This window comes from Aedoeadaptatus acetigenes, assembly GCF_025566985.1.
GTDB lineage: Bacteria > Bacillota > Clostridia > Tissierellales > Peptoniphilaceae > Aedoeadaptatus > Aedoeadaptatus acetigenes.
Map to the genome: position 1 here is coordinate 140,707 of NZ_JAOQJD010000003.1, position 11,556 is coordinate 152,262.

General features: G+C 53.1%; 12 protein-coding genes and 1 riboswitch. Of the genes, 3 read left to right on the forward strand and 9 right to left on the reverse strand.

Annotation, left to right across the window (positions count from 1 at the left end; all coding sequences use genetic code 11):
* Positions 1–3 precede the first annotated feature (3 nt).
* From OCV31_RS02335 to thiS, 8 genes are all read right to left on the reverse strand, one after another.
* Positions 4–690, reverse strand: coding sequence for a thiamine phosphate synthase (locus OCV31_RS02335; RefSeq protein ID WP_148472257.1), 687 nt, complete (start codon positions 688–690; stop codon positions 4–6).
* Positions 691–1,506 (reverse strand): hydroxyethylthiazole kinase, encoded by an 816-nt coding sequence (thiM, locus tag OCV31_RS02340; RefSeq protein WP_148472259.1) that lies wholly within the window; start codon positions 1,504–1,506, stop codon positions 691–693. It lies immediately after the preceding gene.
* A 69-nt stretch (positions 1,507–1,575) separates the two neighbouring features.
* Positions 1,576–1,672, reverse strand: a riboswitch (TPP riboswitch).
* 154 nt (positions 1,673–1,826) lie between these two features.
* Complete coding sequence (locus OCV31_RS02345; protein WP_148472261.1) at positions 1,827–2,573, reverse strand: EFR1 family ferrodoxin; 747 nt, start codon at positions 2,571–2,573, stop codon at positions 1,827–1,829.
* Positions 2,574–2,603: 30 nt separating this feature from the next.
* Complete coding sequence (gene thiE / locus OCV31_RS02350; RefSeq protein WP_148472262.1) at positions 2,604–3,218, reverse strand: thiamine phosphate synthase; 615 nt, start codon at positions 3,216–3,218, stop codon at positions 2,604–2,606.
* Positions 3,215–4,372 (reverse strand): 2-iminoacetate synthase ThiH, encoded by a 1,158-nt coding sequence (gene thiH / locus OCV31_RS02355; protein ID WP_148472264.1) that lies wholly within the window; start codon positions 4,370–4,372, stop codon positions 3,215–3,217. Before thiH ends, thiE begins: the two co-directional genes overlap by 4 nt.
* A 10-nt stretch (positions 4,373–4,382) precedes the next feature.
* Complete coding sequence (locus OCV31_RS02360) at positions 4,383–5,186, reverse strand: thiazole synthase (protein ID WP_148472267.1); 804 nt, start codon at positions 5,184–5,186, stop codon at positions 4,383–4,385.
* Positions 5,144–5,743 carry a sulfur carrier protein ThiS adenylyltransferase ThiF gene (gene thiF, locus OCV31_RS02365; protein ID WP_267303753.1) on the reverse strand — a complete coding sequence of 200 codons (600 nt, stop codon included), beginning with the start codon at positions 5,741–5,743 and terminating at the stop codon, positions 5,144–5,146. Before thiF ends, OCV31_RS02360 begins: the two co-directional genes overlap by 43 nt.
* The gene (thiS, locus tag OCV31_RS02370) at positions 5,733–5,927 is read right to left on the reverse strand and encodes a sulfur carrier protein ThiS (RefSeq protein WP_267303754.1); all 195 of its coding nucleotides are present in this window, start codon (positions 5,925–5,927) and stop codon (positions 5,733–5,735) included. The genes thiF and thiS overlap by 11 nt, the downstream gene beginning before the upstream one ends.
* Positions 5,928–6,578: 651 nt before the next feature.
* Here thiS and OCV31_RS02375 point away from each other — a divergent pair.
* Positions 6,579–7,961, forward strand: a complete 1,383-nt coding sequence (locus tag OCV31_RS02375; RefSeq protein WP_148472274.1) for an alanine/glycine:cation symporter family protein — start codon at positions 6,579–6,581, stop codon at positions 7,959–7,961.
* Between the two features lie 147 nt (positions 7,962–8,108).
* Here OCV31_RS02375 and OCV31_RS02380 read toward each other — a convergent pair whose 3' ends face one another.
* Positions 8,109–8,969, reverse strand: a complete 861-nt coding sequence (locus OCV31_RS02380) for a LysR family transcriptional regulator (RefSeq protein WP_148472276.1) — start codon at positions 8,967–8,969, stop codon at positions 8,109–8,111.
* 100 nt (positions 8,970–9,069) lie between these two features.
* On the opposite strand from OCV31_RS02380, the gene OCV31_RS02385 reads away from it, so the two are divergent.
* Both OCV31_RS02385 and gorA read left to right on the forward strand, forming a co-directional pair.
* Entirely contained in the window at positions 9,070–10,083 is a 1,014-nt protein-coding gene (locus OCV31_RS02385; RefSeq protein WP_148472278.1) for a YeiH family protein, read from the forward strand.
* A 75-nt stretch (positions 10,084–10,158) separates the two neighbouring features.
* Entirely contained in the window at positions 10,159–11,508 is a 1,350-nt protein-coding gene (gene gorA / locus OCV31_RS02390; RefSeq protein WP_148472281.1) for a glutathione-disulfide reductase, read from the forward strand.
* Positions 11,509–11,556: the final 48 nt, after the last annotated feature.

Sequence of the window (11,556 nt, forward strand, 5' to 3'; positions counted from 1 at the left end):
TCTTCACTTCGCCGCCTCCCACTTCTCTGCCAATTCTTTCGCCGCGGCCTTGGGATCTTCCGCCGAGGCGATGGCGGAGACGACGAAAAATCCGTCCACGCCGGTTTCGGCCAGGGCTTTCATGTCCTCGGCCTTTACGCCGCCGCCGATGGTAATGGGCAGAGGCGAAATGGCCGCGAGCTCCTTAATTTCTTCGACGGTGCGGTAGACGATGTTTCCGTTTTCGTCCAGACCGCAGTCTTTTTTCGTATCCGTTTCGTGGAAGGGGCCGGCGCCGAAGTAATCCACGTCCTTGAAATTTCCTTCCCGGACGTAGCGGGTCAAGTCGCCGGTGGGCGCGGAGAGGCCGATGACCGCATCGGGACCTAAGTATTTTCGGCACACGGACACGGGAATATCCGATTGGCCCATGTGGACGCCGTCGATTTTCGCTCCCGCTTCTCGCGCCGCCAGAGCTACGTCCATGCGGTCGTTAATGAGCAGTGTGACCTCGTCTTCTTTCTTCATGGATGCGATGAGATCCGACGCCCCACGAGCCAGGTCGATCATTTCCCGCGCCGATGCGGTTTTCGAACGCAGCTGAATGCAGGTAAATCCCGCCTCGATGGCATCACGAATAATGGGAAGCACCGGGCGGTTCCAGGTGTTTTCAGGGCCGACGACGAAGTATTTTTCAATGCTGAATTTCATTTAAATCTCCTTCATGGGGCAGGCGGTCAAATCGTCGCCGGTCATATTGGACAGGGCGTCTAAAAAGGCCACCTTAAAGCTCGCCGTGCCCTCGGCTTTCTTTTCCGCTATGGCGCCGGCCACATTGTAGGCATTGGTGGCCGCCACCGCCGCCGTAAAGGGGTCCGTGACCGAATGATAAACGGCGCAGACGCCGCCTAAAGAGCAGCCGCTTCCCGTAATGCGGGCGAAGTATTCGCTGCCGCCGAAGGAGAGAATGGTGCGCTCGCCGTCGGTGATTAAATCGTCTTTTCCCGACACGCAGACGGCGCCCTTAATGAAGCGGGCCAAGGTCTCCGCCGCTTCTCGCGCCGATTCCACGCTCTCCGTGGAATCCACGCCGCGCACTTTGCCTTCGTCGGTGTCGATTAAGCCCCACATTTTCGCCAGGGTAATCACTTCCGAGGCGTTGGCGCGGACGATGGCCGGGGGATAATCTTTCATATCCGTCAAGAGCTTGGTCCTCAGCTCGCCCATGCCTGCCGCCACGGGATCCAACACATAGGCGCACTTTTCGTGGGCGGCCTTCGCCGCATTGGGCACGGTTTCGGCGTGGACGGGAATCAAGGTGCCCACGTTGATGTAGAGGCATTTGGCGATCTCTGCCATGGTATTTCCCTCGTCGGGCATGTAGACCATGGCCGCCGAACCGCCCACGGCGATTTGTGCGTTGGCGACGAAATCGATGGTGACGAAATTTGTAATAGACGGAGCCATGGGGCAGTTTGCCCGCACGTCTTCCTGTGCTTTTATTAAGGCATTCTTTAAATCGTTCATTTTGTCCTTCCTTTCGAGACAAAAAAAAGGCATCTTCCCGTGAGAAGATACCTAAATTAAGGCCGCCCGAAAAGGCGGGCCATGCATTCCTACGCGAGTCTTAACTCACAGGTTCAAAGGGTCAGGTTTTACCTTCTCAACTATCAAAGTTCCCCTTGCGCTATTCATTTAAAAAGACCTTACCATTCGGCAAGGTCTTTGTCAAATAAAAAACCACGACGAATAAGCCGACCCGCGCTTCTGAAAAGTCGACAGGCGGCTTATTTCGCGCCACGTGGCGCGCGCCGTAATTTTTTTGGACGGATAAACGATCGATGGCTCTATTTTTCAAGCACCTTTTCCAGCGTATAGCGGAATTTTCCCGCCGTCTTCTTTCCGTACTCGATGGCTTCCACCGGGCAGTAATTCATGCAAGCCATGCAGTGGGTGCAGCGGTCGTACCACACGGGCCGCCCTTCCTCGAGCTTCACATTGGCTAAAATGCAGCGGCGTTCGCATTCGCCGCAGGAGATGCAGTTGTCCTTGGCGTAAAAGGGCTTGGCCTTCACAAAAAGGGCGTAATAGGCGCCGTTGATGGATGTAAGCAGTCGGCCGAGAATGCCCGCGCCTTTCGCGCCGCTTTTTTTCGCCGCGATTCTATCTGCGATTTCATCGATTTTTTTATCGGCTTTGGCGATAATGGTTCGGGCTTCGGCCGTCTTCGGCACATCGAACATGGCGATGTAGTTTTCAGGCATGATCACCTCAAAGGCGCCGCCGTAGGCCAGGTTTTTCTCCCGGGCCATTTTTTCTTCGTACACCGACGCGCCGCCGATGCCGGAGCCGCAGGTCATGACCAAATAAAGGGTTTCGGCCTCCACCTCGATCTGATTCCAGTAATCTTCCACGATGCGGGGCACGCGCCAACAATAGGTCGGCGTCACCAAGATCACGGTGTCGTCCTTGATGGCCTCCATGGCGCCGGTTTTGATGCGCTCCCCTATATCCACGGCGTCCACACCTAATTTATCGGCCAGTTTTCTCGCCACATAGGCGCTGTTTCCCGTGCCGCTGTAATAATAAATCATAAACCCCTCCTATGGGAGCAGTATAACATATTACAGATCTTTCATTCGGGCGCGGAGGCTTTTTACCGCCGCTTCGGGATCGACCGCGTATTGAATGGCGGAAACCACGCAGATGCCGTCGAAGTCCTCGCCCTTTAGCTCGGGGAGGGTCTTTTCGTTGATGCCGCCGATGGCGTACACGGGCACCTTCGCGCATTTTTTAATGGCGCGGAAGGTCTCCATGGACGTGTGGCGGGTAATGACTTTGGTCTGCGTGGGGAAAAGGGCGCCGGTGCCGAAGTAGCTTGCCCCTTCCGCTTCCGCTTCTTTTGCCCGCTCCACGGTTTTTACCGAGGCGCCGATGAGGGCATTTTCCCCTAAAATGGCCCGAGCTTCTTTCACGGCCATGTCGTCGTCTCCCAAGTGGACGCCGACGCCTAATTTTTTCGCCACGTCCACCCGATCGTCGATGATCAGGGGCGTGTCGTATTTATCCGCTTCTTTTTTTATTCGAAGGGCCCGCGCGTAGACTTCCTCGTCGGAAAGCTCTTTTTCTCTGAGCTGGATCAAATCCACCCCGCCTCGTAAGGCCGCGAAGACGTCTGCGAAAAAATCCTCTTCGTCGTCGTACTTTGTGGAATCCGTAATGTAATAAAGCGTCTTCATAGGCGAATGTAGTCGTTTCTCAGGACGTAGAGGCCTTCTTCTTTCAGATCCTTTTCGATTTCATCCAAGGTGCGGGTGTCGGCGATGACGAATTGTTCTTCCCCTTCGTCTTCATCGGGCTCTTCGCCGCGGCGACCGATCCCCGTATCCACGGAAGCGGAAATCTTTGTAGCGGCATAGATCATGGCCTGATCTCTGAATTCTTTTCTTTCCCGCGTGGAAATGGTAATGGATGCAAAGGGCATGAAAATCCGCATGGCACAAATAAATTGCATGAGCTTCTTTTCACCGATGCGATTGGTATTGTCTACATCTTCCGCGCCGTGGGTGGGGCGAATTCGCGGGAAGGACACGGCGATTTCCACGTGGGGGTACTTCCGTTGTACCAAGTAGGCGTGAAGGCCCAAGCGGAAGCAGTCGGCCACGGGATCAGCCAAGCCGAAGAGCACGCCGAAGCCCACGCCCCGCATGCCGCCCATGGCGGCCCGCTCTTGGGTGCCCATGCGGTAGATGATGCTCCGTTTGTTTCCCCGGGGATGGTAGTAGTCGTAGACTTCGGGATCGTAGCTTTCCTGGAACACGGTGACGAAGTCGGCGCCGGCTTTTTGCAGCCGTTCGTAATCGGCTACATTGGCGGGATAAATTTCAAGGCTCACGACGCGGAAGTATTTTCTCGCAAGCTTTACGGCTTCTTCGATGTATTCCACCGACGAATAGTGATTGCTTTCGCCGGTTAAGATCAGCACGTCTTCGATGCCGTCTTTTGCCAGTGCCCGCATTTCCACTTCGATTTCATCGGAATTCAGCGCCGCCCGCTTAATGTCGCTCTTGGCGTTAAATCCGCAGTAGCGGCAGCCGTTTTCGCAGTAATTGGCGATGTAGAGGGGCGAGAAGGAATACACATTGTCGCCGAAGTATTGCCGGCGAAGGCCGCGGGCTTTTACCATCATTTGTTCGAGATAAGGTTCCGCCGCAGGAGAAAGCAGGGTGTAGAAATCATCCGGTGTGAGGCGATCTTTCCTGAGCACTTCCGCTACTTCGGCGCCGGTAACGGTCCTTTTGCTTTGCCGTTCGTAGGTGGATGCGATTTCTTCGGGAATGGCCTCGGAGATTTGATCCATGCCCGGGGCGTAATCGAATACTGTTTTAATCATAAAGCCCTCCTCAATCAAAGAAGTCTCTCAAAGGAGAAGAGGGATCGGCGCCTTTGTCCAGGACGCGGCCCGGTCCGGATAAATAGCCCAGGCGGCCCGCTTCGATAGCCAGCTTAAAGGCCTTGGCCATCATGGGAATGTCGTTGGCCGTGGCGATGCCCGTGTTGGCCATAATGGCGGCGGCGCCCATTTCCATGGCTTCGGCGGCTTGGGAGGGGCGGCCGATGCCCGCATCGACGATAATGGGCAGGTCGATTTCGTCGATTAAAATTTGGATAAATGCCTTCGTGGCCAAACCGCGGTTGCTGCCGATGGGCGAAGCCAAAGGCATAATGGCGGCGGCACCGGCACTTGCCATGTCGCGGGCGTAGTTCAGATCCGGATACATATAGGGCATGACGACGAAGCCTTCATTGGCCAAAATATCCGTGGCCTTTAAGGTTTGTTCGTTGTCGGGGAGTAAGTACTTGGAGTCGCGCATGATTTCGATTTTAACGAAATTGCCGCAGCCCATTTCCTTCGCCAAGCGGGCGATGCGTACGGCCTCATCGGCGTTGCGGGCGCCGCTGGTATTGGGAATCAAGGTGACGTTTTTCGGAATAAATTCCAAAATATTCGTCACATCCGCCGTGTTCGCCCGGCGAAGGGCCACGGTAATCATTTCCGCACCGGCGTGGGTAATGGCGGCGTCGATTAATTCCGGCGCGTACTTGCCCGATCCTAAAATAAAGCGAGACTCAAAAGTCTTGTCCCCTAATTTCCACGTATCTTTCACTCGAATCCTCCTATCATCAGTTCGAAAACAACTTGACATTCCATGGCGGCGATGGTCATGACCTTGGGCAGGTAACAATCCCTGCGGTCCTCGCCGTTAAAATCTCCCACCATATGAATGTGACCGAAATCCTTGCGCATCACGGCGCCCGAGGGCCCCGCCACGCCGGTGGTACAGACATAAGGTGTTGTGTGCTCTTGGAAAAAATCAAAGGCCTCTATTTTCGACCGGACGCCGTCGTAGGCCTCCACCACAATGTCGGCCTCGGCTTCAATGCCTTCAAGCACCTCGGCGTCCACAAATTCATCGCGCGCCTCCACACAAACGTGGGGCAGCCAATCCTTTATGCGCTCCGCCGTGGCCTGCGCCTTCTTTTTTCCTATATCTGAAACGCTGTAGTTTTGGCGATTTAAATTCGACGCCTCCACCACATCGAAATCGTACAAAATAAGTTTTCCGACGCCCAGGCGAGCCAATATCCACGCCACTTGGGATCCCAAACCGCCGCAACCTAATACGGCGACGGTAAAGTCCTTCACGGCTTCGCTGATCTCGGGCCTTTGACGGGCCAGGACGTCCTCTCGTTTAACCTCCACCGGTAAAAGAAAACACCTCCAATACATCTTCGTCGTCGACGACTGTATTCGCCATGTCCGCCCGCTTCACCAGGACCCCGTTCATTTCCAGGGCCACGCCGGAAGCGTCGTAGCCGGCGCGGATCAAAACGTCCACCAAGGGTTCGGGGCCGCTTAATTTCACGACCTTCCCGTTAATCTTCACAGTCACCTCCTCACAAAAAAAGGCACGAAGAAATCACACCCGCGGTGGTGTGCCCCTTCGTGCCTTGCACTCTGCCCAGAGTATAACACGGTCGCTCTCCCGTGACAAGTCATATAGGTGTAAAATCTTCAACCTTACCCCTTTTTCCCTGTGCTTCTTTCTTTAATACGCCCTTTCCCAATGCCTTTTATTTTCCCGTAACTTGCATCTTTTTGACGGCGGATCCGCTTTCCTTCCGAGGCCACGGCAAATAACGCGGACAACGCCCCCTTTTTTGCACATGTGGCGATTTTTATTAAAATGCCCTCGGAGAAAGGGGAAAGTCCTCGGGAAAACTTTTTATTTACCCTTTTAATTAACTTATAGATTATTCATTATTTTGATTTATCGGCTTCCGGTGCGTTCCCCTGGTTGATTCACCCGCTTTTCGTTTTGCCGCCTTTTCACCTTAAATAATTCCTCCATTTTTCCTGTTTTTTAAAATTTTAATTTCTCCGAATCTTTTCACTTGATAATTTTATCACCTGTCCCGTCCTACAAAAAAATAATTTTAAAAAAAGTCAACTTTTTTGTAAAAAGAGGTTTAATTTTCTGAAAAAGCGTGTATAATGTATTCACAAGCAGTTATTCATACTTATTTGGAGGTGACTTATGAGTTTTGCAGAAGTACTAGGTAAGATTGATGCGTTCCTATGGGGTGTTCCTTTAATGGTATTGCTCGTCGGCGCAGGTATTATCTTGTCCGTCCGCACCGGTTTCGTCCAATCGAAACATTTCGGCTACATCATGAAAAATACCATGGGCAAAATGTTTGAAAAGAACGAAATCGAAGAAGGCGCTATCTCGCCCTTCCAAGCATTGTCCACGGCACTGGCCGCCACGGTCGGTACCGGTAACATCGTCGGCGTATCGGTCGCCATCTTAGGCGGCGGTCCCGGCGCCGTATTCTGGATGTGGGTTGCCGCATTCTTCGGTATGTGTACGAAGTTCTCGGAAGTTAACTTATCCGTCGCTTATCGGGTGAAAACCGAAGACGGCTACGCCGGCGGCCCCATGTATTACTTAGACCGCGGCTTAAAGAAACCCTGGTTAGGCAAGTGCTTCGCCTTCTTGGCAGGTGTTGCCTGCTTCGGCATCGGTTGTTCCGTACAATCCAACGCCATCGCCGGTACGTTGAAGTCTTCCTTTAACGTTCCGCCCATGATCACCGCCGTGGTCATCACCATCGCCGCTTCCGTCGTTATTATCGGCGGGATTCAATCCATCTCGAAAGTTACCGAAAAGCTCGTTCCCTTTATGGCAGCTTTCTACATTGTCGGCGGTTTAATCATTATTATCTCTAACGCTCACATGCTTCCCTTCGCCATCCGCGCAATCTTCGTCGGCGCATTCAATCCGTCGGCAGTCGGCGGCGGGGTCATCGGCTACACCATTATGTTGGCTATGCGCAACGGCGTCAGCCGCGGTGTCTTCACCAACGAAGCCGGCTTAGGTTCTTCGCCTATCGCCCACGCCACGGCATCCACCGACCACCCGACCCGTCAAGGTATGTGGGGTGTTACGGAAGTATTCTTGGATACCTTTGTTGTCTGCACCATCACCGCACTCGTAATCATTACTTCCGGCGTTTTGGACGAAGGCATCACCGATGCATCGGCTCTCGTAGCAACGGCATTCGATATGCACTTGGCTATCGGTAGATACATCGTATCCTTAGGCTTATTGCTCTTCGCATTCTCCACCATTCTCGGTTGGGAATACTACGGCGAAACCTCCGCGCGCTACCTCTTAGGTAGAAAGATCAGCAAACCTTACAAACTCCTGTATGTCATTATGATCTTTGTCGGTTGCGTTATGAACTTAGACCTTGCATGGACCGTCGCAAACATTCTCAATGCTTTAATGGCTATCCCGAACTTAATCGGTCTGATCGGACTCTCCGGCGTCGTTGTCGCTCTCGAAAAAGACTTCTTCAGCGACGACCGCAAACGGACGTCCCCTGCAGAATACGAACACTTATTGAATTTAAAATAACTCATACTCATACTGCTAAAGAGGCCCTCGGCAATTGCCGGGGGTTTTCTTTTTGGTCAATGTTTGGAAGTCGAATAGGATCCCTCGAAAACAAATATAAAAACGTCCTTCCCTTTTTTAGGAAAGGACGTGTCGCTTTTTGAATTTTTACAGTTCTTCCGCTCCTTCGATTAAACGGCGGTACAATTCGATGCCGCCGGTTCCCTTTAGTGCCACCAGGGAAAATTCGTGGCGGTCCGTAATTCCCTCCACGTGAAAGGTGGCGAGACGAGGATTGTTTTTCGCGATGCTTTCGTAGCCGAAGGAGATTCCTACATTTGCCGCCACCAATTTCGAAATCAGAGCCAAACTCGACGAGGTGACGAGACGCTTAAAATCCTGCACCTCATAGCCCTTGTAGCGCAGTTTGTCTTCAAGAATTTCCCGGGAACCGCTCCCCGGCTCCCGCACCACCAGACAATCTCCCGATACGGCTTCCAGGGAAAGACTGCGGCCTTTGTAGGGGTGATCGGCGCTGCAGATTCCCGTAAAGGTCTCTTCTTTTAGCACAGAAAAATCGAATTCGTTTTTCGCAAACTGCCCCTCCACCATGAGAAAATCCAGGCGGGCGTTTCGCAGCCGGTCCAGCAGGGCTTCCGTATTGTCCACGGTCAAGACGAAGTTGTTGGGCCGATCGTTTACCAATGCCGCGAGTTTTTGGGCATAGGCGTATTCTCCCAAAGTCTTTGTGAGGCCGATGCGTATGGTGCGGGCCTTTTCTCTTTTAAAGGCATTTAGGGTATCCCGGTAATTTTTTTGTTGGCTGCGAGCGTAGTTTTCCAGCACCCGGGCCTCGTCGGTGGGAATCATCTTTTTTCCGTCGTAGCGAAAAAATACGGCGCCGAATTCCTCTTCCAAGGAACGCATGTGTTTGGTCACCGCCGGTTGGGTAATGTGCAAATTTTCCGCCGCCCTGGTGTAATTTCCCGTGGCGAGGACTTCCAAAAAGGTGCTGAGTCGAATGTCCACATTGCCTCCATATCGTTTCGTTATCGTTCTATAATGAATTATAATTTTATTTTATCCTAGATTTGTGAGATGATCAATGCACAAAGAAAGGAGCATTCCGTTGAAATCCATCCAAGCAATTATTCCCGGGGTCCTGTTGACCGTCGTTATCGCTGCGACCTCGAAATTCATCGAAAGCATATTGCCTATGCCCTTAATCAGCGCCTCGGTTATCGCCCTGTTTATCGGCATGATCATTAATTATTTTTTACAATCCGACAATCCGGTGACCAAAGGCGCCACCTTCGCTTCGAAAAAATTATTGAAGCTCGGGATTATTTTACTGGGGGCCTCCCTGAACATGGCCACGGTCTTTCAAGTAGGCCGCCTGTCCCTTTCCGTCATGGTCTTTACCCTGCTCACCTGCTTCGGCATCGGCCACTTCTCCGGTAAATTCTTCGGACTGAACTGGAAGATGTCCAATCTCATCTCCGCCGGCACGGGGATTTGCGGCGGCAGCGCCATCGCCTCCATCGCCCCGGTCATCGAAGCCGACGATTTGGACGTGGCCTATGCCATGAGCGCCACATTTATTTTCGACATGGCCATGATTATTCTCTTCCCCATTATGGGCCATGCCCTGGGCCTCTCCGACATGGCCTACGGCCTCTGGGCGGGCACCGCGGTTAACGACACCTCGTCGGTGGTGGCTGCAGGCTACGCCTTCTCCGACGGCGCCGGGGACTTCGCCACCATGGTCAAGCTCACCCGCACCCTGGTTATCATTCCCACGGTCATTACCTTCGCCTTGATTAGCGCCCACTTAAAATCCAAAGAAGAACACAAGCACGAAAAGGCGAAATTCTCTTTGACGAAAGTCATTCCCTGGTTTATCTTGGGCTTTTTGGCACTCACCGTCATTAACACCGCCGGCTTCATCCCCGAAAGCGTGGGCCACACCTTTAAACTCATCAGCAAATTCCTTATGGTTATGGCCCTTGCAGGCATCGGCCTGAAGACCTCCTTAAAGGATATGAAGAGCGCCGGCACCGGCCCCATGCTTCACGGCTTCGTGATTTCCGCTCTCGTCGTCATCGTCGCCATTGGTGTCGAATATTTTATGGGTCTCGTATAAAATTGGGTATATTAAAAAGAGGATCATCGCGTCCTCTTTTTTTCATACGCCATTTTATCTGTGAAAGGAGTTATTATGTCTCATAGATTTGATTATATCGTTATCGGCGGCGGCAGCGGCGGCAGCGCCACGGCCAATCGCGCCGCCCAATACGGCGCCAAGGTCGCCATTGTGGAAGAAAAAGATTATGGCGGCACCTGCGTGAACCGGGGCTGCGTGCCGAAAAAAATCTTTTGGTACGCCTCGGGCATTCGCAGAACCCTGGAAAAGGAATCGGACAATTACGGCTACAATGTCGGCGACTGGAACTTTGATTTTAAAAAATTGCGGGAATCCCAACTGGGCTATATCGGCCGCGCCAGAGACAGTTTCGAATCGGGCCTGGAAGATAACGGCGTCACCAAGCTCTTCGGCAAGGCACGATTTAAAGACGCCCACACAATCCTCGTCGACGGCGAAGAGTATAGCGCCGACCACATTACCATCGCCGCCGGCGCCCACCCGAACCCCTGCAAACTTCCCGGCGCGGAACTTGTCGACTATTCCGACGATTTCTTTACATGGGAAGCGCTGCCCAAAACCATCGCCATCGTCGGCGGCGGCTACATCGGCACGGAGCTTTCCGGATTTTTAGCCGGCATGGGCGTGGAAACCCATCTTCTCGTAAGAAAAGATCGGATCCTCAGAAAATTCGATCCCTTTATTACCGACGCCGTCACAGAAGAATTGGAAAAAGGCGGCGTGAACATTCACTTCAACACCTCGTCGAAAAGCTTTAAGAAGGTGGACGGCGGCATTGAAATCACCTTCGAAGACGACACCACCGCCGTCTTTGAAAAGGTACTTTGGGTGGCCGGCGTGACGCCGAACATCGAAGACCTGGGCCTTGAGAACACCAAGGTGGAAGTAGACGAGAAAGGCCGCATCGCAAGCGATGCCTATGAATGCACGGCGGAAGAGGGAATTTATGCCATCGGCGATGTCACGGGCAAATTGGACCTCACCCCCGTGGCCATCGCCGCGGGCAGACGCCTTTCCGATCGCCTCTTCGGCGGCAAAGAAGGCGCCCACTTGGACTACGACAATGTGCCCACCGTGGTCTTTAGCCACCCGCCCATGGGCACCGTGGGCCTGACGGTAAAAAATGCCGAGGAAAAATACGGCGAAGACGCCATTAAGACCTACACCTCTTCTTTCACGGACATGCGCTCCTCCGTGTCGGGCGATCCCCAACAATGCAAAATGCTCCTGGTCTGCGCAGGCGATGAGGAAAAAATCGTGGGCCTTCACGCCATGGGCTACGGCGTGGACGAAATGATGCAAGGCTTCGGCGTGGCCGTAAAAATGGGCGCCACCAAAGCCGACTTCGACGCCACCGTGGCCATTCACCCCACCAGCGCGGAAGAAATGGTCACCATGCGCTAACCTATCAAACGAAAACATGGAGAAAGGTCTCTTCCTCTCTCCATGTTT

Excerpts from the sequence above, each read along its gene's own strand:
- OCV31_RS02335 (WP_148472257.1), bottom strand. The coding sequence starts at position 690 with ATGAAATTCAGCATTGAAAAATACTTCGTCGTCGGCCCTGAAAACACC.
- thiM (WP_148472259.1), bottom strand. The coding sequence starts at position 1,506 with ATGAACGATTTAAAGAATGCCTTAATAAAAGCACAGGAAGACGTGCGG.
- OCV31_RS02345 (WP_148472261.1), bottom strand. The coding sequence starts at position 2,573 with ATGATTTATTATTACAGCGGCACGGGAAACAGCGCCTATGTGGCGAGA.
- thiE (WP_148472262.1), bottom strand. The coding sequence starts at position 3,218 with ATGAAGACGCTTTATTACATTACGGATTCCACAAAGTACGACGACGAA.
- thiH (WP_148472264.1), bottom strand. The coding sequence starts at position 4,372 with ATGATTAAAACAGTATTCGATTACGCCCCGGGCATGGATCAAATCTCC.
- OCV31_RS02360 (WP_148472267.1), bottom strand. The coding sequence starts at position 5,186 with ATGTCAAGTTGTTTTCGAACTGATGATAGGAGGATTCGAGTGAAAGAT.
- OCV31_RS02375 (WP_148472274.1), top strand. The coding sequence starts at position 6,579 with ATGAGTTTTGCAGAAGTACTAGGTAAGATTGATGCGTTCCTATGGGGT.
- gorA (WP_148472281.1), top strand. The coding sequence starts at position 10,159 with ATGTCTCATAGATTTGATTATATCGTTATCGGCGGCGGCAGCGGCGGC.